Annotated in this window: 18 protein-coding genes; 7 read left to right on the forward strand and 11 right to left on the reverse strand. The window is 44.5% G+C overall.

Annotated features, from left to right (window positions below; translation table 11 throughout):
* Nucleotides 1-1,676 (reverse strand): leucine-rich repeat domain-containing protein (locus AC1DOK_RS23540; RefSeq protein WP_477556726.1); only part of this gene is annotated, 1,676 nt, incomplete at its 3' end.
* A gap of 253 nt (nucleotides 1,677-1,929) precedes the next feature.
* On the opposite strand from AC1DOK_RS23540, the gene AC1DOK_RS23545 reads away from it, so the two are divergent.
* The gene (locus AC1DOK_RS23545) at nucleotides 1,930-2,268 is read left to right on the forward strand and encodes a thioredoxin family protein (RefSeq protein WP_477556727.1); all 339 of its coding nucleotides are present in this window, start codon (nucleotides 1,930-1,932) and stop codon (nucleotides 2,266-2,268) included.
* A gap of 220 nt (nucleotides 2,269-2,488) precedes the next feature.
* Here AC1DOK_RS23545 and AC1DOK_RS23550 read toward each other — a convergent pair whose 3' ends face one another.
* The 9 genes from AC1DOK_RS23550 to AC1DOK_RS23590 all read right to left on the reverse strand — a co-directional run bounded on the left by AC1DOK_RS23550 (nucleotide 2,489) and on the right by AC1DOK_RS23590 (nucleotide 15,442).
* Nucleotides 2,489-2,941: a DUF2269 family protein gene (locus AC1DOK_RS23550; RefSeq protein WP_477556728.1), complete on the reverse strand. Its 453-nt coding sequence runs from the start codon at nucleotides 2,939-2,941 to the stop codon at nucleotides 2,489-2,491.
* A 169-nt stretch (nucleotides 2,942-3,110) separates the two neighbouring features.
* Nucleotides 3,111-6,161 (reverse strand): peptidase domain-containing ABC transporter, encoded by a 3,051-nt coding sequence (locus AC1DOK_RS23555; protein ID WP_477556729.1) that lies wholly within the window; start codon nucleotides 6,159-6,161, stop codon nucleotides 3,111-3,113.
* 19 nt (nucleotides 6,162-6,180) lie between these two features.
* The gene (locus AC1DOK_RS23560; RefSeq protein WP_477556730.1) at nucleotides 6,181-6,966 is read right to left on the reverse strand and encodes a peptidylprolyl isomerase; all 786 of its coding nucleotides are present in this window, start codon (nucleotides 6,964-6,966) and stop codon (nucleotides 6,181-6,183) included.
* A gap of 222 nt (nucleotides 6,967-7,188) precedes the next feature.
* The gene (locus AC1DOK_RS23565) at nucleotides 7,189-7,359 is read right to left on the reverse strand and encodes a hypothetical protein (RefSeq protein WP_477556731.1); all 171 of its coding nucleotides are present in this window, start codon (nucleotides 7,357-7,359) and stop codon (nucleotides 7,189-7,191) included.
* 195 nt (nucleotides 7,360-7,554) lie between these two features.
* Nucleotides 7,555-9,609, reverse strand: coding sequence for a LuxR C-terminal-related transcriptional regulator (locus AC1DOK_RS23570; protein WP_477556732.1), 2,055 nt, complete (start codon nucleotides 9,607-9,609; stop codon nucleotides 7,555-7,557).
* Nucleotides 9,610-9,850: 241 nt separating this feature from the next.
* Complete coding sequence (locus AC1DOK_RS23575; RefSeq protein WP_477556733.1) at nucleotides 9,851-9,979, reverse strand: hypothetical protein; 129 nt, start codon at nucleotides 9,977-9,979, stop codon at nucleotides 9,851-9,853.
* A gap of 14 nt (nucleotides 9,980-9,993) precedes the next feature.
* A complete protein-coding gene (locus AC1DOK_RS23580) occupies nucleotides 9,994-12,492 on the reverse strand; it encodes a X2-like carbohydrate binding domain-containing protein (RefSeq protein WP_477556734.1) in 2,499 nt (832 codons plus the stop codon).
* Nucleotides 12,493-12,803: 311 nt separating this feature from the next.
* Nucleotides 12,804-14,855, reverse strand: coding sequence for a helix-turn-helix domain-containing protein (locus AC1DOK_RS23585; protein ID WP_477556735.1), 2,052 nt, complete (start codon nucleotides 14,853-14,855; stop codon nucleotides 12,804-12,806).
* 452 nt (nucleotides 14,856-15,307) lie between these two features.
* The gene (locus AC1DOK_RS23590) at nucleotides 15,308-15,442 is read right to left on the reverse strand and encodes a hypothetical protein (protein WP_477556736.1); all 135 of its coding nucleotides are present in this window, start codon (nucleotides 15,440-15,442) and stop codon (nucleotides 15,308-15,310) included.
* Between the two features lie 119 nt (nucleotides 15,443-15,561).
* On the opposite strand from AC1DOK_RS23590, the gene AC1DOK_RS23595 reads away from it, so the two are divergent.
* A complete protein-coding gene (locus AC1DOK_RS23595) occupies nucleotides 15,562-16,020 on the forward strand; it encodes an SRPBCC domain-containing protein (RefSeq protein WP_477556737.1) in 459 nt (152 codons plus the stop codon).
* 215 nt (nucleotides 16,021-16,235) lie between these two features.
* On the opposite strand, the gene AC1DOK_RS23600 is transcribed toward AC1DOK_RS23595, so the two are convergent.
* On the reverse strand, nucleotides 16,236-16,466 hold the full coding sequence (locus tag AC1DOK_RS23600; protein ID WP_477556738.1) for a hypothetical protein: 231 nt from the start codon (nucleotides 16,464-16,466) through the stop codon (nucleotides 16,236-16,238).
* A gap of 190 nt (nucleotides 16,467-16,656) precedes the next feature.
* On the opposite strand from AC1DOK_RS23600, the gene AC1DOK_RS23605 reads away from it, so the two are divergent.
* From AC1DOK_RS23605 to AC1DOK_RS23625, 5 genes are all read left to right on the forward strand, one after another.
* Nucleotides 16,657-16,968, forward strand: coding sequence for an ArsR/SmtB family transcription factor (locus AC1DOK_RS23605; protein WP_477556743.1), 312 nt, complete (start codon nucleotides 16,657-16,659; stop codon nucleotides 16,966-16,968).
* Nucleotides 16,969-17,046: 78 nt separating this feature from the next.
* Entirely contained in the window at nucleotides 17,047-18,222 is a 1,176-nt protein-coding gene (locus AC1DOK_RS23610) for an MFS transporter (protein ID WP_477556739.1), read from the forward strand.
* A gap of 127 nt (nucleotides 18,223-18,349) precedes the next feature.
* A complete protein-coding gene (locus AC1DOK_RS23615; RefSeq protein ID WP_477556740.1) occupies nucleotides 18,350-18,907 on the forward strand; it encodes an RDD family protein in 558 nt (185 codons plus the stop codon).
* A gap of 411 nt (nucleotides 18,908-19,318) precedes the next feature.
* Complete coding sequence (locus tag AC1DOK_RS23620) at nucleotides 19,319-20,434, forward strand: DUF4037 domain-containing protein (RefSeq protein ID WP_477556741.1); 1,116 nt, start codon at nucleotides 19,319-19,321, stop codon at nucleotides 20,432-20,434.
* Nucleotides 20,435-20,761: 327 nt separating this feature from the next.
* Nucleotides 20,762-21,649, forward strand: coding sequence for an alpha/beta fold hydrolase (locus tag AC1DOK_RS23625; protein WP_477556742.1), 888 nt, complete (start codon nucleotides 20,762-20,764; stop codon nucleotides 21,647-21,649).
* Nucleotides 21,650-21,919: the final 270 nt, after the last annotated feature.

The following is a 21,919-nucleotide window of genomic DNA, read 5'->3' on the forward strand; positions in this document are numbered from 1 at the left end:
GCACTATTCGTGGCAACTACTGTGAACGTATACGCCGTTCCGTTCGTCAAACCCGAGACCGTAATTGGATCAGCGGTTGTTCCTGTTCCCGTGAAGCCTCCCGGACTCGACTTGACCGTATACAACGTGATCGCACTACCTCCATCACTCGCTGGTGCGTCAAAGCTAACCGTAGCTGATCCGTTACCTGCGGTCGCCGTTACATTCGTCGGGGCACTCGGCACAGCAATCGGCGCGACGGGTGTCACACTCGCCGATGCCACTGATGCCACAGAGTTTCCTGCAACATTCTTCGCTACGACCGTGAACGTATACGCCGTTCCGTTCGTCAAACCCGAGACCGTAATTGGAACAGCGCTTGTTCCTGTTCCCGTGAAGCCTCCCGGACTAGACGTAACTGTGTAGAGTGTAATCGCACTACCTCCATCACTCGCTGGTGCGTCAAAGCTCACCGTCGCTGATCCGTTACCTGCGGTCGCCGTTACTTTCGTCGGGGCACCTGGCACAGCAACAACTTTAAACGCATTAGAAACAGAATATCCTGCTTTATGTTTTTCATTATGTTTTTCATTCTGTTCTTCAACACGAACATGCAAATACCACGTACCTACAGTAGGAGGTGTAGAAATGGAATCTTCGCTCGTGAACACTACCCCCTCCGCGCTCGGCCACTCTGGTACCGTTACCTCCGTTGACCATCGGTAATGCGTTTGGACTAATCCTATAGATTCAGGAACACTTACCGTTACCTTTGTTGAAATAGTTTGCTTTCCCTCTGATTCACCGTTGGGAGAATAGCTGACTCCAGCAGACAAAATATTGAGGAAATTATGACGGTTCGCAGAAGCATACGTCTTCGCTGGAGAAGGATCAAAAGCTATTATCATCGGAACAACATTTCTTTTTTGCCAACTTAATGCGTTAGCACCCAATGTAGTTGTATCCCCTTCAACAATTACACTCGTTAATTGGTTTTCATAAAATGCAGAATCTCCAATGCTCGTTACATTGTTCGGGATCGTTACACTCGTTAAATCGTTTTTATAAAATGCAAATCCTCCTATGCTCGTTACACTATTCGGGATCGTTACACTCGTTAATTTGTTGTTTGAAAATGCATAATCTCCTATGCTCGTTGCACTGTTCGAGATCGTTACACTCGTTAACTTGTTTAAACCAAATGTATATTTCTCTATGCTGGTTACACTGTTCGAGATCGTTACACTCGTTAATTCGTTACTATAAAATGCAGAATATCCTATGCTCATAACACTGTTCGGGATCGTTACACTCTCTAATTTGTTATAAGCAAATGCATCAAAGCCTATGCTCGTTACACTGTTCGGGATCGTCACAGTCGTTAATCGGTTATTACTAAATGCACGATCTCCTATACTCGTTACACTGTTCGGGATCGTCACACTCGTTAATGATTTATTAAAAAATGCAGCATAGAATATGCTCTTTACAGGTAATCCACCTATTATAGCAGGAATACTAACCACTTTGTCCGTTCCAGTATAGCCTTTAATGGTTACTTCTGAGTTACTTATTGTGTATTCAAAATCCCCGAATACTTCCGCATTCGCATCCCGAATACTACCTCCTGTCCACGAGCCTAGCGTAATCAAAGCCAGCGTGAGTAGACAAATCATCAACTTCCTTATTTTCGACATACTCCATTGCATCATATGACTGTTGCACCCTCTTCATTATTATTCGATTATACTCTTCCTATATTTTACTATAGGAATTATGCCTGAATCTTAATGAATTCTTAATGGGTTATAGAAATTAATGGATATACATTCCGGATTTCATCATCACACTTACCATCGGGCAATCAGTTTAATCTGTACCATTTTTATCTAGGGACAAATGATAGCATTAGGATTAAAATTACATTAACTACACTAGGAGGTACAGCTTATGAAAATGATCAACTTAACCAAAGATTCTTTTAACGCGCAAATAATACATGGGGTATCATTGGTGGATTTTTATGCTCCTTCGTATAGTTCCAGCATGATCCAGCAACCAATCGCTGAGGAACTAGCCAAAGAAGTTGGTAACCAAGCCGTTATTGCGAAAGTAAACATAGATCAAGAGGCTGACCTTGTAGCTGAATACAAAGTAACGGTTATTCCTACCTTACTTATTTTTAAAGATGGGTATGTAGTTGAGAAACTAGAGGGACTCCAGAGTCTAGATTTTCTTAAGCAAAAAATAGATTCATACTTACGAGCAGAACGATCATGCTCTAAATAATTCACTAGGGGAAATATTCCTGTCGAGTGCAAAACGGGATCATCTCCTGGTAACTTAATAGGCTGACCCCGCTTATTGCTTATTATTTTATACTCTGCTGATCTTCTTCGGTAATAAAGTATGCATGAATGTCATAGTGCGGAACTTCGAAACCTTCATGCCCCACAGCCCATACAAGAATCTTTTTCATAGGAATCCAACCGCTCCATTACTTAATAAATTAGAGTTTTACGATCATAAAAAAGAACAATACCACGCCCAATATTGAAGCACTATACAACATCGAATTCGCACGTGCCAGTGTAGCCCTCTGCTCCGGCGGAAGTACTACTTTGCTCACGTTTTCGGGATCGAACACCCACCGCGCGAGCCTTTTTTGTGTCGGGGCCAGAAAGCCGATAACGACGACTTGGATCAGGACATAGAGCACAAGCGATCCGATGAGCCATAACTGCATGAAAGAACCGTAATCGTTAAGTACGATAAGTAAAATACCCGATATTACCGCAAGGCTCCCCCCGATTTTCGGAAAAAAATCCAACCACATTGATAACTTCAGGGAGTGCCTCAATTGATCCAACGTTTGATTTTTCCTGATCAACACGTGGCCAAAAAATGTGGGACCAACCCCGATAATCGCAGATAAAACATGAACAAACACCAGCCATTTCATTGCAAAATTTCCTCCTTCCTCCCACTACTCTCCTAACATCTTCCTTACGATACCATCTTTATTTGGCGCAGCCTATTATCCGAAGGTATCTAAATCGTCGACTTTGGTATACTTTTATTCTTCTTCATTCATTAGTATGACCGCGAATTCCGCGTGATTTCTTCTATACTTAATCTAACGGCTGACTAACCAGCATGTGATAAAGACCTTTATTCATCATTAGCTGCTCATGAGTACCTGACTCTGCAATAACACCTTGATCAAGTACGAGAATCCGGTCGGCATGCCGAATCGTGCTCAGTCGATGAGCAATTATGAGGGTCGTTCGATCTTTGAGTATCGTAGACATATTCCGTTGAATCGTCTTCTCCGATTCATTATCGAGCGCGCTGGTTGCTTCATCGAAAATCAAAATACGCGGATTGCCGATCAGCGCCCGCGCTATGACGATGCGCTGGCGCTGCCCGCCGGATAAACTCGCCCCCCGCTCTCCAACCTGTGTGTCGTAGCCATTCGGAAATGTCATAATGAATTCGTGTGCCCCTGCAAGCATGGCGGCCGCCATCACCTCATCCATCGAAGCATCGGGGATTTGATAAGCAATATTCTCATGAATCGTTCCGCTGAATAATCCGGCTTCCTGCTGTACCACTCCAATTTGCTTACGGAGCGTATCCGCCTGCACCCGCTGCAGGTCATGCCCATCGATGCGAACCACCCCGCTGCTTGGCGCATATAGCTTAAGCAGTAAATTCGCCAAGGTCGATTTCCCTGACCCACTTCGACCGACAATAGCAGTCGTTTGGCCTGGAGCCATGTCGAAGGTAATGTTCTGCAGCACATTCTTCCCGCCCAAAGCATAGCGAAACGATACGCGTTCAAACGTAATCGCCCCCGTAAGCTTCGGCAGCGCTGTCAACCGGTTCAGATCGGCTTCCTCCACCTCCGTCTCGAATACATCGTCAAGCCGCTCCAAGGCAATCCGTACGCCTTGAAACTCATCCCACATGCCGATTAAACCTAGCGCCGCATCGGTAACGATTGCAAACACCGCACTAAAAGCCATCAGCTCCCCGACGGTCAGCGTGTCCCCGATAATAAATACAGCCCCTGCATACAGTACGGTTATACCGCTTAAGGTTTGCAGCACAGTGGCGATAGAACCGGAGAAGATGTCGATTTTCCAACCCTTCATTTGTACAAAAGTAGTATGACGGAACCTACCCTCCACCTTCTTCCTTACCTCGTCTTCAGCCGCGAGAGCTTTCACGGTACGCATGGAGCCAATAGCTTCTACTAATACGTTCTGCAACTCGACATCGGCTTGGAATTGCTTCCTGCTGTTGCGCTTCAACAGGGGAGTCACGATCAGCGTAAGCGCAATGAAGCAGGGAATGAACGCCAAGGCGATCCAAGCGAGCGTAACGCTATAGGTAAACATAAGGACGATGTAAACAACAATCGTCATCACATTCAGCACAGCATTCATACTGTTCGTGACAAGAAACTCACGGATGACCTGATTCTCCCCGGCACGCGTCAAGATGTCGCCCACTTTCCGAGTGGCGAAGTAGCGCATGGGTAAGCGAAATACATGACGATAAAAACTCATGATCATGTCGATGTCAATTTTAATGAACGTCCCCGCTATGACCCATTCCCTAATCGATTGTACGAGTAAGGTAAGCAACGAGACCCCTAGCATAATGATCAGCATGACGTTCAGGTCATCATAATTTCTACCAATAAGCACTCGGTCAATTACCTGCTGTGTAAACAGGGGGAGCGCCAGATTAATGACCTGTAATAGCAATGTCATCCATAGGAGGTGGAATAGCGCTTTCTTGTGGGAGGCGAAAAAAGCCCAGTAACTCCTGAATGAAGGTTTCGACTCTTCTTGGGTGAAGAACGCTTCGACAGGCTTCAGAAACACCGTGTTCAGTGTCCATCCTTTCAGAAAATCTTCATGCGAATAAGTCAGTAACCCAACAGCTGGGTCGGCCACGGTCACGTATCGTTCGTCTACTTGTACGACCACGACATAATGATTGCCTTTCCAATGGGCGATAGCGGGTAGCGTCTGCTCGGAGAGTCCCTTCAAATTGCTACGAACCGCCTCCGCTTGAAAGCCGATCAATTCCGCGGTTTTGCACAGATTGAATAACGTGCTTCCTTCCAAGCCCACTTGTGCCAGCTCTCTAAGCCGATGAATGCTGAGTCGCTTGCCGTAGTGCTCGGCGATCATCGAGAGGCAGGTTGGGCCACAGTCCATCTCACTTTGCTGAATACGTACCGGGAACAGGTTCCTTAAACGCCAAGTCCTTCGTCCGCCGTACCGCTGCTCTTTCTCCTGTTCGGCTTCTTCCGCAACACTTTCGGGAGCATTAACTGCGCTATCCTTGGCGGCAGTGCTCGCTACCGCATTTTGTAAATAAGCAGAGGCAATACCGATAATCGTTTCCCTGACCTTCGGATACTTAAGAATCAACTTGTCAAAGTCGCTCTTAGCCAGACTGAACACGGAAACCGCTTCGTCCGCTACAACGCTCGCCTTACGAGGATCTCCGGTTAACAGCGCGAGTTCTCCGAAGAACTCCCCTGGCTTTACCGTGTTAAGCTTCCGATTCCCCTCACTTTCCTTCAGTACGGAAGCCGTACCGGAACGAAGAATATAGAACGCATCACCTGTCTCACCTTCACTGACAATCGCTTGACCGGGCACATATTCCTTCATAACCATAATATCAAGCAGCGAGCGCAGCTCCTGATGATGTAGCGGGGCAAACAGCGCCGTCCGCTTCAGAAATTTGCGCATCGCATCATCGGCCAATTGTTCAAGTAAGTACACCCTTAGTTCAGGGTGCGCGTCGATCATTTGCATAAACATGGTTCTAGATAACCGTAGCAACTCAAGCTTCGCAGATGCCCTCAGCGTAAGCTGCTGAAATCCTTCATTCAACAGCGCTTCCTGTCCGAAATGCGAGCCTGCTTCCATTAATCCGAAATTGAGCTCTTTGCCATCCTCATCCTTACCGATCATTCGTACTTTGCCCGCCAAGATGATATGGAACGATTCTGCTCTTTCCCCAGCTTCAATAATCGTGTCACCCATATGGAAAGAAAGCCTCTCAAAGGAGGCAAATAACTCCTCTTTCTCCTGTGGCGACAGCACCTGAAAAATAGGGATTGTATCCAAAATGATATGATGTACATCTAGCATTCCTGTGCCTCCCGAACGATCAACCTGATTGCTCCCCTGCCAAATAGCCCCATAGTTTAATATCGACTTTTGATCTTTTTACAGCTTCGTTCAGCCACTCTTCATAAATTAAATCAGCAATCTTTATTCGAAGATCCCCTGTTAGTGCAGCCGGAATTACTTCCCAAACATGCAGTAATCGATAACAAGATCCGGTTGGAAAAGGTCCTCCTGATTGTCCTGCCTCCGAACTGAAAACAAATGACTCCTCTTCGCCGCTCAGCCCAGCTCGTCCAACCGACCCGATATACCCTCCGTCGTACTTACTGCTATTGTTCAAACAATAGATTTGCGCCAGCTGGTAGAACGGCTCGCCCTCTTCAAGCTGAAATAGTAGCTCTTGCGCTTGCTCTCTGCTATCGACTATTAATTGAGAAATAATTGCTTTATCAAAGGAAAGTCTGTTTTTCAGAAAATAAGCATCTATCCTATCTTCTGATACGATCCGCTTCACTTTCTCCGTCAGAAGCCGTGCTTTGGCCGACCCGAACAGATCGGCAGTCGTGAGCCCTCGCTTGCTAAGCCATGCCATTGTTTCTGTCGTGCTGTATAGCCCCATTTGCTGTCGCAGCTCACTTACTTTTGCATTCAATTCCTGTTCATCGATCGATATCTTGTGCTGTTCCGCAAACTCCAGCATAACGGCTCTTCGAATGCTATCCTCGACAGCGGAAAAACGCCCCTCCATGCACGTAAGCTTTAATACATCGCGTAGACGCCATTCCGTACCGTTCACGTTAAACGCTACCAGCTCCATAGCATCCATAATAGGCCACCTCTTCACATTGAAATCAAGAAGAAACGGTCTCACCGTCCTTTAAAGGTGGTGCGTTTCTTAAGGTGATTCGTAGAATTTAGGATACGAATGTTATAAATTCTATATCACGAAAAAAACCTAACGGAAGTTAGGTTTTTCCAGCTCAACAACCTGTTTTTAAAAGAATCAAACCATAGCTAAAATCCAAGTCTATCGTTGTAACTTTGTGCTTTAGTTTGAACCACCAGGGCGACGTCGTTTGTTTATTAGTGGGGCGTCCGCTCCGCCAGTTGTTTCTTTCATTTCCTCTTCCGTCAACGGCTTCTCCAAATCTTCAATCTTCGAATCTTCAATCTTCGAATCTTCAATCTTCAAATCTTTTAATTCATTCTCATTGGACATTGTTATTATTCCTCCAGTAAATCAGGTTATTTGATCTCGAGAACAAGTTTCTAACATAATTAAGATTACCACCTTGCTTTTGCGCATTCTATTATCCGAACGTAGCAAAATAGTCGAATTCGGGTATACCTTCGTTCTCCTCATGACAAAAAAGACAAGCTCTCTCCTAAGAGAAGACTTGTCTGATTACGATCATTATATTTTTTTCAAATAACTGTTAACCAGTTGTGTTCGATTCCTGACATTCAACTTCCTAAATACCGCTGTCAAATGCTTCTTGACCGTTACCTCTGTAATATGCAAGTCCGCTGCAATTTCTTGATTCGTATAACCTTTCACCAATAGTTCCACCACTTCTTTTTCCCGCCCGGATAGCATCTCCATACCATCATCCTGCTGCTTGGAATGATCTACAAGGCCGAAGGAAGCTATCATTTTGTTCAAATATACCTGTAGCTTGCCGCCCCTCGTATCGAAAACGTAATATGGCGTAGGGGTATTAGAGTCATAATCGTAATGTGCAACATTCTTCACTTGCTCGCACCCCAAGCTAAGGTGAAATTCATGTAAGAAAGTGAGCTCTGAAGGACCAGTCGTCACGACATAATCGGACGAAATAAGCAGTGAGACGAACGCTAGCCCTGCAGTTGTACGTATCGCCTCATCCTCAAAATCCGCCACATCGATCGATTTCACAAAATAACCCGCAATATGTTCATTCGGCACCCGGAGTTCCTTCAGTTTATGTTCTGGAAGACTTTGGAAATAAGCAGATGACAGCGGATGAGTTAGCAAGTAGTCAAGCGTTCCTATATGAATCGGAATGATTGCCGTCAGACCGCATATTGCCCCCTGCTGATCTCTCATCAGCTTGACAATGCCACGATCGAGCTCGTAAAGCTCTTGAAGATGAGTATGCTTAAGCGCGTAAAAACCTTCTTCTTTAGAAACCATATACTCGAACCATTCCCCCGTGTCCAGGTTCTGGAGAGGAAGGGAAACTTCCTTCAGATTGACGTAACGATTGTCCAAATACTGCTCAGCCTCCGCCCAATTGGACGGACTGAGCGGCTCCATGAGACACGGAGTCAATTTCTGAAAACAGAGATAGTGGACAGCATGATCGCCAATATAATAGTACCATTCGACGACTTCCCAAGCGATCGTCTTTCTCTGGGACTGGCTCGTTATCCTGCTATAGTAATACATGATGCAGCGCTTCCATAACCAGTCGTAATGTTCAGGCTGGCGCAAACGCAACTCATTGCGTATGGCATCCCGCATCAAATCATGAAGGATCCAACCCCTATCCACTCTCCGAATGAAGGATAGTCCGACCAATTGTTGGAATAAATCCGTCTTTACCTGACGATCCAACACATAAGAGAGAAGCTCCTGGTTAAAATGCCGAAGTACGGCCACGGTTTCTACGAGCTCCCTAAGATTATCGTCCGAAACCTCTTTTAACCAAATACTCAAGATATGTTCGAACACTTCTGTTCCATCCACCAATTCAAAGACCTGAATATTCTGAACTATCGTTGTCGAGACGATCAAGGATAACGTGAGCGGATGTCCCCTAGTTTTCATCCAAATCTGTTTGATCATCGATTCCTCAGAAATGCCCGATCGTATCAGATATTGCTTAACGGAGAGATAATCCAAATCGCCAATAGGCATCCGGTGTATCCAGTGCCGCCATACCGGAGAACTGAGCCATATGCCTTGCAAAGGGAATCTTCCCGCAATGAGAATCAGGATTTCCGGGTACAATTGTGGAAGGAATGTCTCTCTCAGCCAGAGCTCCATATCACCCATGTCCTCGAATGTGTCTAATGCGAGGATAAGCTTCTGATTCGCTGCTTTTTCCCTCAGGGTGTCATGGCATAGCTCTAGAAGCGCCTGCGGCTCATCGATCTGCTGCAGCTTCTCCATCGGATAGCCGAGCATACGCAACAATTGCCTGCAAAAGTCCTGCGGTGTATGAGAGAACCCTCGGCTATCCATCAATAGAAAAGCGGCATTGGCATTCACTGCCAGCCGACGGAACTCGTCGATTAAATAACTTTTTCCTACTCCGCCGGTACCATAGAGATTCAAGATCCGTCCCCGATGTCCGTCGACTGTCAGTTGCTGCTTGAAATACTGAATTTCGATGTCCCGCCCTACCAAATAATGCCGTTCCAACTGGTCAATCTGGACAGCTATGTGTTCCTCGGGATCGCTTACCATCACCATGCCATCATACATAGGTTATACCTTCCTTCGAATTACATCATCATAAAAATGAAGGACGAGTGCGTTGCAGCAAAGTAGGTTAAATATGCAAACCGCAGCCATTCAACATCACGTTCTTCTGCCCGCTACTCTTCTTTACTTGCAAATATGCCATGGTTTTCTAAGTTCCAACTCAATTGCCATCTTTATGTAAATTATACATTTTATTCAGTCCTGGAAGCCAGTACTTCTTTTTGCGATATTCTTATCGCGTCTATAAGAACGGCATCTTAATATACTTTAGCATATTCAGTTCCTTTAATACCGATGTCATTTCATTTTCGCCTATCTTGGCCGCATACCAAACGGCAGATACCGTTTGACCAGTACCTGCCGAATTCAAGTAACTCTATTCTTCTATTCTACATCTAACGAATGATCAAGACTAGCATTCAGCATGCGTAGGATCATGAGTAACGATTCAGATCTAGTCGCATTAGCATTCGGTTTGAATAAACCGTCTGGCATGCCCTTTGCGATCCCCATATCGGATAACGTACCAATTTTTGCCTCTGCCCAGTGACCTACAACATCCTTGAACTTCGTATTTTTCACGAAATTCGTGTTGTTCATTACTTTTGAAAGCATAGCTACTATTTCCGCTCTAGTTATCGTCTGATTTGGTTTGAACGTTCCGTCTAAGTAACCATTAGCAATGCCTATTGTTTTTAATGTAGCAATGGCATCTGCTGCCCAGTGACCTTTGGTGTCTATAAAGCCCGTATCACCTTCTGACTTTAATCCAAGTGTTCTTACTAATAGAGATGCAAACTCTGCTCTAGTTATTGTAGCATCAGCTCGAAATGAACCATCCTCATATCCCTTGATAATCCCAAGCTTAGTCGCTAGTATGATCGCTTTAGCATCTGGGGCATTCGCTGGTACATCCTTAAATGATACTGCAGGTGCTGCGTTCGATTGTGCTACCATTGCCTTAATTACATCCATATTAACCTCATCAATGTAGAATGGCGTTGGTGTTGGTGTTGGCGTTGGTTTCGACGTTGGCTTTGGTGTTGGTGTTGGTGTTGGTGCTGATCCTGGTCCTGGTCCTGGCCCTGGTTCTGGTGTCGGTGTCGGTGTCGGTGTCGGTGTTGTTGGTGGTGTCGTATCACTTACCTTAATCGACAGCGTCTGTGTTGCTCCTCCGCTGAACGTGAACGTCAAGCTTGTCGTGCCTACTGACCGACTCGCCAAGTACGTTTTCAGGATGGTTACTTTGTTGTCCGTAACCGTATAATCCGTTCCTAACTTTAGCGGCGTTGCCCCGTTCGCAATACTCGTTAGCGTATTTCCATTCAACGTCATCGTTGTCGTCACGTCAGTGTTCGTCGCTGCTCCCGACTTCTTATCGAAGCTTGCGATCAGGGGACTGATCGTACTATTTCCCGGTGTCGTATCACTTACCGTTATTGCAAGCGTCTGCGCTATTCCTCCGCTGAACGTAAACGTCAAGTTTGTCGTGCCAACTGACTGACTCGCCAAGTACGTTTTCAGGATAGTTACTTTTTTGTTGTCCGCAACCGTGTAATCCGTTCCTAACTTTAGCGGCGCTTCCCCGTTCGCGATACTCGTTAGCGTATGTTCATTCAACATCATCGTTGTCGTCACATCAGTATTCGTCGCTGCTCCCGACTTCTTATCGAAGCTTGCGCTTTGGGGACTGATCGTACTATTATCCTCGCCGTCAATGACGGTCACGTCATCTTGACCTGAATTGGCGACATAGATTCTGTTCGTTTCTGGATTCACCGCTACTGCAGAAGACCATTTCCCTGTAGTTACATGCGTCGTCGTGTTGCTCGTGCCGTCAATGACGGTCACGTTATTTGAACTATAATTAGCGACGTAGATTTTGTTCGTTTCTGGATTCACCGCTACTGCTTTAGGACCAGAGGGAGTAGCTACCGTCGTCTTAATCGTGTCGTTAGTACCGTCAATGACGGTCACGTTATTTGCAGGTTGACTGACGGCATAGATTTTGTTCGTTCCTGTATTCACCGCTAATGCTATATGATGACCTCCCGTAAATACCGTCGTCATCATCGTGTCGTCACTACCGTCAATGACGGTCACGCCATTTGAACCAAATGCTGAACTTGTGACATAGATTTTGTTCGTTTCTGTATTCACCACTAATGCATCAGGCTTAGATCCCGTACCCGTAGATACCGTCGTCGTCGGCTTGTTGTCCTTGCCGTCAATGACGGTCACGTTATCTGAACCTGAATTGGCGACATAGATTTTGTTCGTTACTGTATTCACCGCTATTGCCGTAGGCTCAGATCCCATACCCGTAAATACCGTCGTCATTATCGTGTCGTCAATACTGTTAATGACGGTCACGGTGTTTGAACTACGATTAGCGACATAGATTTTGTTCGTTACTGGATTCACCGCTACTGCACGAGGAATAGATTCCGTAGATACCAGCTTCGACTCGTTGTTCTTTCCGTCAATGACAGTCACGCCGCCTTGACCTCTAGTTACGACATAGATTTTGTTCGTGCTTGGATTCACCGCTAATGCTGTAGGAGTAGGTCCCGTATTTACCGTTTCCGTCTTGTTGTCCTCGCCGTCAATGACGGTCACGGTATTTGAACCTGAATTGGCGACATAAATTTTGTTCGTTTCTGAATTTACCGCTACTGCTTCCGGATACTTCTCTACTCCCACTTCAGTCAACTTGGTGTCTGCCCACGATGATTGAGGCGCCGCGAGAAGCGTCACAATCACTATCCCGAACACGATTATCTTGTAAAGCCGACTAATAAGCGCCTTTCCACATGTTACACCCGTGAGCCCCTGGCTGCCCTGATCCACGAGCGAATCTGATCTCTTGCCATTCATTCCCATTGTCAATTCCTCCTAATTGTCTTATCTTCGAGTGTCTCATGCAATTAACAGCCATAGACACGATATAATCTCCCATTTCCTTTATCGTATTTTACTAGGTCGCGATCATACATGAATCAGCACCAACCACTTCATTACCCAGTTTCATCCATTTAAAATTACTTTGAATCTTAATATTACCCTCTTGCCTCCGTGCATTCTATTATCCGAAGGTAGCAACATAGTCGAACTGAGGTATACTTTCCTTCTCCTCACAGACAAAAAGAAGGCAAGCTCTCTACCAAAAGAAAGCTTGCCTGATTTTACGATTATTATATTTTTCTCAAGTAGCTATTAACCAATTGCGTTCGATTCCTGACATCGAGCTTCCGAAATACCGCTGTCAAATGCTTCTTGACCGTTACCTCTGTAATATGCAAGTCCGTCGCAATTTCTTGATTCGTATAACCTTTCCCTAGCAGTTCCACCACTTCTTTTTCCCGCTCGGAAAGCATCGGCATACTGTCATCCCGCTGCTTAGAATGATCTACAAGGCCGAAGGAAGCTATCATTTTGTTCAAATAACCCTGCAGCTTGCTGCCCCTCGTATCAAGAACGTAATATGAAGTAGGAATGTTACTATCATAATCATAATGTGCAACGTTTTTCACCCGCTCACACCCCAAGCTAAGGTGGAATTCCTTCAAAAAGGGGAGGTCCGGAGGACCAGTCACGACATAACCGGATGATATAAGCAGTGAGATGAACGATAGCCCTGCAGTTGTACGTATCGCCTCGTCCTCAAAATCAGTCACATCGATCGTTTTCACAAAATAACCCGCAATATGATCATTCGGCACCCGAAGTTCCCTTAGCTGATGCTCCGGAAGACTTTGGAAATAAGCAGATGATAGCGGGTGAGTTAGCAAGTAGTCAAGCGTTCCTATATGAACCGGGATGATTGCCGTCAGACCGCATATTGCGCCCTGCTGATCTCTCATCAGCTTAACAATGCTAGGATCGAGCTCGTAAAGCTCTTGAAGATGAATATGCTTAATCGGGTAGTAGCATTCTTCTTTAGAAATGATATACTCGAATCTCTCGCCCGTGTCCGGGTTATGGAGAGGAAGGCGAACCTCCTGCAGATTGAGGTAACGACTTTCCAAATACTGCTCTGCCTCCGCACAATTGGACGGATTCAGCGTCTCCAGGAGATGCGGAGTCAATTTCTGAAAACAGAAATTGCGGACAACATGATCGCCGATATAATAGTACCATTCGACGCTTTCCCAAGCGATCGTCTTTCTCTTAGACTGATTGGTCATCCTGCTGTAGTAATACATGATGCAGCGCTTCCATAACCGATCATAATGTTCAGGCTGGCGCAAGCGCAGCTCATTACTGATGGCATCCCGCATCAAATCATGAAGGATCCAACCTCTGTCCACTCTCCGAATGAAGGAAAGTCCGACCAGCCATTGGAATAAATCCGTCTTTACCTGACGATCCAATACATAGGAGAGCAGCTCCTGGTTAAAATGCCGAAGTACAGCTACGGTCTCTACGAGCTCCTTAAGATTATCGTCCGAAACCTCTTTTAGCCAAGTTCTCAAGATATGTTCGAACACTTCGGTTCCATCCACCGATTCCAAGCCCTGAATGTTCTGAACCATCGTTGTCGAGACGATCAAGGACAATGTAAGCGGATGTCCCCTAGTTTTCATCCAAATTTGTTTTACCATCGACTCTTCAGAAATGCCCGAGCGCTCCAGATATTGCTTAACGGAGAGATAATCCAAATCCCCAAGGGGCATCCGGTGTATCCAGTGGCGCCATGCTGGAGAACTGAGCCATATGCCTTGCAAGGGGAATCTTCCCGCAATGAGAATCAGAATTTCCGGGTACAATTGTGGGAGGAATGCCTTTCTCAGCCAGAGCTCCATATCACCCATGTCCTCGAATGTGTCTAATGCGAGGACAAGCTTCTGATTCACCGCTTTTTCCCTCAGGTTGTCATGGCATAACTCTAGGAGCATCTGCGGCTCGTCGATCTGCTGCAGCTTCTCCATCGGATAGCCGAGCATACTGAGCAATTGCGTGCAAAACTCCTGCGGTGTATGAGAGAACCCTCGGCTGTCCATCAACAGAAAAGCGGCATTGGCATTCACCGCCAGCCGACGGAGCTCGTCGATTAAATAACTTTTCCCTACTCCGCCGGTACCATAGAGATTCAAGATCCGTCCCTGATGTCCGCCGACTGTCAGTTGCTGCAAGAAATACTGAATTTCGATGTCCCGACCTACCAAATAATGCCGTTCCAACTGGTCAATCTGGATAGCTATGCGTTCCTCGGGACCGCCTACCTTCACCTTGCCATCATACATAGGATATACCTACCTTCGAATTACATCATCATAAAAATGAAGGACGAGTGCGTTGCAGCAAAGTAGGTTCAATTGTGCAAACCGCAGCCAAATTACGATCTTCTGCCCACTTCTCTTTTTTACGTACAAATGTGCCATGGCTTTTTAAGATCCAACTCGACTGCCATCTTTATGTAAATTATACATTTTATTCTGTCGTGGAAGCCAGCACTTCTTTTTCGATATTCTTATCGCATCGACAAGTTATTCAACCTTTGGGGATGGCTTCGAAATAACGGTCCTGTAGCGATGATTAGCGTCTTCACGCAAAACCACCGTGATTCAGAAAGCGATATACGGCATCTTAATATACTTTAGTTTATTAAGTTAGGGGGGACGAAGGAAGAGTTCTTAGAAGAGATCTTAGAAGCCATTTTAATCGCTACATCTACGCAAGCAGGTGCTATTCTTAGTCATGCGACACATGCCTTAATAGGATTTGATGAAGGCTCTGAGTCTGAACAGTAGCTATCACCCAGGACAACCGAGCAACAATCTACGACTCCTGATTGTTTCTGCTGAGTGATGACTTCTACAAATGTAATCATAAATTTGATGCCGTTTACGGTAGAACCTGATTCCGCCCCTTCTACTGAAGTTGTACCTCTATCAAACAATTTGGTATAATGTAATTAATTACCATTTATAGTAGAGGAGGATAACAGTTGTGGCGGATCAACTTATGATTGGCAATGATATCACGATTCACGCACCAATTTCCCGTGTTTGGGACGCGTTGATTAATCCTGAACAAACCAAAAAGTATATGTATGGTTGTGAGGTCGTATCCGACTTTACAGCCGGGAGCCCCATGGATTGGAAGGCTATCTGGGAAGGCAAAGAAACGACTTTTGTTACAGGTCATGTTGTTTCGATTGAACCTGAAGCACTATTAGTGTACACAACCTTCGATCCCTTGTCGGAATACGAGAATATTCCAGCTAACCATCTTCATGTAACTTACCAATTATCTACCGAAGACGGTAACACCTACTTAAGCGTCACACAAGGTGACTATTCCTCCGTTCCAGATGGTTCCAGACGCTATGAGGAAGCAGCTCGCGAAGGTGGTTGGAGCTCCATACTTCTCACCATTAAAGAGATCGTTGAAGCAAATGAAGGATAAAAAATGAAAAAGACACTGACCTCATGCGGTCAGTGTCTTTATATTTGGTAGAGGCGAACTTACATTGTTGAAAACCCTGTAACCAAGATCTGAGCGGTATATATCGAAAGAGCATAAAACGCCGAAGACGGTTGATATCACACTATAGGGCGCAGGGTTTCCCCGGCACCCTGTTTTCATCATTAGAAGATGGTGCTAGCAACTGTTAATTCTGTTCAGTCCGTATCGTCGTCGTTACCTTCAACACTCTCGCCAGCCTCGTTGCCTAACGCTGCGCCTACGGCTCCACCAACTACGGTACCAACAGGACCAAATACGGAACCCACGATAGCGCCTGTGGCACCACCACCTACGGTTCCTACAGCTTCTCCAGTGTCAACGCCTGCCACGCTCGTCGTGTTGTCGCCAGAATCACCATTTTTATTGTGGTCGTTGTTTTTAGCCATCCATCTCACTCCCTTATTTTGTGATAGGAAACGCCGCTACTTTGTCAGCGCAGTTCCAAAACATATCTTGCCCTAACCGGTCTGAAAGGATTCTCAATTAAATAATTCCATAAATTCTTGTCAAAGAGGTATCGGAAAAAATAGCACCTTTTATATTTACAAATCTATAAAAGTAGATATAATGATCTATATGGAACCTTTATTGATTTATAAAGCTTTGTCTAACGAGACTCGTAGTCAAATTATGCTATGGTTAAAGAATCCAGAGGATTTCTTTGATGAAAAGCCTTATTTACAACAAGGACTCAATTTTCGAATTGGTATATGCGTGGGAGATATTCAAGCTAAAGCGGGACTTGCACAGTCTGTTATCTCGAGTTATTTGTTGACTATGCAAAAAGCTGGTTTGTTGGAATCTGAGCGAATTGGGAAATGGACGTACTATCGTCGGAACGAAAAGACAATACAGGAATTTTCCGAGTACATCAAAAAGAAACTATAGACGGAAAGGAGGTCTTTTTTTAATACTTAATATCTATATTTCTGTATATGTAAATATGAATGGAGGCTTACATTTTAAATGAAAAAGGTTAACTCTTTGCTTATCATTATTCTGGCTTTAGGTGTATTCGGCATTATTACAACGGAAATGGGTATTATAGGTGTTCTACCTCAGGTAACTCAAAAATTCAATATATCGACTTCACAGGCTGGATGGCTTGTAAGTATATTTGCTTTAGTCGTTGCCATTTCAGGTCCATTCCTGATATTGCTCGTCTCCGGTATCAATCGTAAGGTCATTCTATTAACCGCCGTATTTACTTTTGCAATATCAAATATCGTCTATGCCTATACAAACAGTTTCGATGTGATGTTAATTTTTCGTATTATCCCTGCTATCGTTCATCCTGTCTTTTTTTCGGTCGCTCTTGTGACGGCGGCCCAACTTGTCCCTCCGGACAAAAGCGTTAAAGCTGTTACGAAGGTTTTCGCCGGCATCACGGTCGGATTTGCTTTTGGCGTGCCGTTGACTTCATTTCTTGCAGAAAAGATTTCGCTGGAAGCAGCTTTTCTGTTTGGAGCTGTTGTAAGTATCATTGCTTTTGTGGGGATACTTGCTTGGCTGCCATCCTTGCCTGTTAAGGAAAAAATGTCTTATGGTAAGCAGCTTGGCATTTTACGTAAACCTCAATTGTGGCTAAATATATTGACGGTTATTTTTATCTTTGCAGCGATGTTTTCGGTGTACAGCTACTTCGCAGAATATCTCGGTCAAGTAACCCGTATGAACGGCTCATGGATTAGTATCATGTTGATGGCCTTCGGTATTGTCATGATTTTCGGGAATTTTATATTCGGAAGCTTGCTGCATAAAAGCATTACAAAGACCATCATTGTTTTTCTGCTGTTATATGCGGCCGTGTATTTGCTCGCTTATTATGGGGGTTCCTATTTTATTCCGATGATAATTATCGTATTCATTTGGGGGGCAGTGCATTCCGGCGGGCTTATTGTGAGTCAAGCATGGTTAACGACTGAGACGAAAGAAGCTCCCGAATTCGGCAACAGCTTGTTTGTCTCATTTTCCAATCTTGGAATTACTATAGGGGCTTCTATCGGTGGTTGGTTTATTTCTCACTTGGGAATACATCAACTCATCTGGAGCGGAATTATGTTTACACTGCTCGCTTTCTTATTGATCATGATAAAAATAAAAATTTCCAAGTCGAACGCAGAGGAAGTAAATGTACGTTAAACTAACGAGGAACTATACCGCAATAACCATTAGGAAAGGCAGCCAAAATTATCGGCTGCCTTTTCCCCGAGGGACGGGCAGGATAATTGAATAAAACCCCGAATATTCAAATAGTGGTATGTTCCTTATGTTCTTTAGGAGGGGAAGAGTTGTGCATAGGCATGGAGAGTTAAAAAGCGTATCTTTAGGCACTCGCATAATTTCCTTTTTATGGGATTATGTTATTATTACGGGCTACATCATCCTGCTAATCTGCGTATCTTTTCTTATAAGGCCATTGTTGATTCCACTGTTTACGATAAATCCTTTGTCGGCCGAGATCACTGGGTTCCTATTCATTACTCTACCTGTATATCTTTATTTTGCCATATGTGAGGGATCGAAATCGCACGCGACATGGGGGAAAAGAAAAGTGGGGGTCGTGGTGACTGGAATTTATGGCCAATCAATCGGACTAGGAACATCGCTTTTTCGTTCTGCCCTTAAATTCATTCCTTGGGAACTAGCCCATTTCACCATTTGGCACATGGTCATTCCTTCTGATTACCCAAGTTCTTTAATTTATTCATTATTGGCGATAGTCTACGGTCTGGTACTCATCTACTTGATAAGTCCATTATGGAGCAAAAATAATCAAACTGTATATGACCTTATTGCAGGGACTGTTATAAGATACAAGAATTAAGAATTCCAGAAGAATTAAACTAACGGGACACTTTAGCTCAATAATCATCAGGAGAAGGCTGCCGACAGCAATGGATCGGCAGCCTTCTCAGCTAACAGGCAGGATAGTTGAAGATCAATTACGGTGAACCGTACCATAAGTAACGGCAAGTTTTTTGGTGAAGCTTATTATATCGATATATCCATCAACGCTTCTGATTACAGGCGCTTTTTTATGTTTAAATGAAAAAAAAGCCTAGAAAATTTTCCGGCTTCTCAAGCAAATATGGGACTCGGATATTTCACCAAGACTTCAATCTAAATGATAACAGAACCCAAAAGAATAGTCTAGTAATTTCTATGCCAAATGTTAACATTAGGGTACCGGTAAAAAAATGTGAGTGCGCACAGATACATGGAATGGAGTTCGTAAATGAAGGGTTTAGACTTAAGTGAGGAGTTTTATTGGGAGGTCGTAAGTCCAATAATTGTCAGACGATTCCCACAACTAGTGGAAAGACATGCTGCTGGATTAATTGGGTATGGCTCGGATGTCCTTTGTTATGATGATGATTTATCAAGGGACCATGAATGGGGAGCGAGATGCTACATTTGGTTGCTTGACTCTGATTATGATGAGTACGCTAAATGCCTTGATCAAGCATTTGATGAAGAAATTCCAGTTTTATTCAAGGGGTATCCTGCTCGGTTTTCCGTAGATGAATCTAATGAGGTGCTTGTACCTTATAACGGAAGAACTAATATACACCATGTTGCAATTACTAGTATTCCCCGGCACATGCGAATCCAATTGGGATTGCATACTCTTCAGCCTTCAACATACGATTGGTTAGTAATTCCTGAGCAAAAATTAATAGAGTGGACAAGAGGAAGGATTTTTACGGATCCTGTAGGCGAAATAACTGAAGTACGAAAGACTTTATCTTATCTTCCGGAAGATGTGTGGCGATATAAATTGAAATATGCATGGAGCGCATTTCGTCATCTCTATGTGGCAGGGCTCACTGATTTTAGAGGAGAATCATTATCAGCTAGATTATTCTTAAACAGAATGGTAGAGAAAGCAATTCAATTGGTCTTTCTCTATAACAAAAGATATCGACCCGGTACTTATAAATGGATTTCCAAGGAACTAGCACAGATCAGTCCTTTAGCAAATGAGTTGGCTGAGCAACTTGAAGGCGTTTTGATGGAATCTTGTGTTACAAAAGCAGTTGAACAAATTGAGGGTGTATTAGCGATACTAGTAAGACAACATAACGACATGAAGTTGACGGAATATATCGACCTTGAACCTCCCATCTTCTACGCAAGAGGTTTACAATCCTATTCTTATATTAATTTAGAGGATGCGTTATTTTCTTCGTTACCTAAAGAACTTCAACATCTTGAAATACCAGGGTCTTTAGATCAATTTGTTACAAGTGAACATATATTGGTATGGGCGGATCATTATTCAAAGTTCAAGCCAATTTACAGTACAAAATCCGACATAGAAAGAACTGGGATAGGGGATATGATTGTTTAGTCGGCCTGCTAGTTAATTATGATTAACATTGAGCGTTCAGCATTCAGATAATATGTGAATGGTCATTCCTGAGGGATGGCCATTTTTCAAAACTTGCCGTTACAGACAGCGCGCAAAAGCCGTACCATATTGATGGTTGGGGCCGGGGTTAAAACAATTGCCTTTTCTACAAAATTGTTATTTTCACAGTTCGGAATCAGTACGTTATTTCAGTTCCTCCACCGTTCTCTCTTGCGGCTTTTTTTTCGATGGATCGAGTGTGGGAACCTCTCAAACGCAGTGGGCATAAGCTGATAATATATGTCGATTTGAGAGGATGTCTTGTACATGTTTCCTTATCTCCAAGAAATTCATCAATCCCCCTATCCCGATTATAGGTTTATGCCTCGCGGTTATTATAACTCCCCTTATTCTGAAGCATGGTGGATCTGGAGCAATGGTACCCTCGAATCGGATGAAAGATACCGTTTACCCGCACAGCAACAGCTTACCTTCGTGCTTGTGCATGGCTCTTGGGCTGACGCTCACTTCTGGGACGGCGTAGCGGCGGTGCTGCGCAGTCAAGGACATGCCGTCTATACGCCGGAATACGCAGGTCACGGCAAAGATCCGAACAAAGATGTCACGCATGCGATGATCACGAAGTCCGTCGTTGATTTTATAACGAAACTGAACCTACGCAACTTCGTTCTCGTCGGGCACAGCTTCGGCGGAACTGTCATCCAAAAAGTTGCAGAACAGGTACCGGATCGCATCAAGCGCCTCGTCTTCTGGGACGCGTTCGTACTGAATGATGGCGAATCTGTTGCCGACGAGTTACCGCCCCAAACGAGACAAGGTTTCGAGCAACTCAGAGCTGGCTCGAAGGATGATACGATCATGCTTCCGTTTCCACTGTTTCGGGATTTGTTCGTCAATACGGCTACATTGGAGGTAGCCAGACGGATGTATGCAGACGTCACTCCGGAACCGGCTAGACCGCTTTTCGAGAAGTTGGATCTTAAAGCGTTCTATGAGTTGCCTATACCGAAGAGTTATGTATATTTTTCCCAAGACAATGCATTGCCACAAGGAGAGGGTTTCGGCTGGAATCCGCATATGTCCACACGGCTCGGCCAGTTCCGCCTTATCGTCGGTGACGGGGACCACTTTACGGATACTCGCACAAGACCGGACATGGTGGCGCAGAAGTTTTACGAGGCGGGCCGGGACTAACGTGCTATAAGAGCATTTTATTGTGTGGCCAGAGCAAGAACGATCCGTAATCCGCCAAGATTCGTGAATTGATCGAAAAGGAAACAAGAGGTGTTAAAAAACCATTCTTGCAGGGTACCCCTGGTATTATCCCCTTTAAGTAGACACTCAAAAAAAACCGTCATGTTATCATGAGGGTTGGGAGTGACTCTTGGAGGGGATATTTTTATGGCTAAAAAAGGACAATCATTTCAAACATATACAGAAGAATTCAAACTGAAGGCGGTCAAA

It is taken from the genome of Paenibacillus sp. P5_B5, assembly GCF_056400365.1.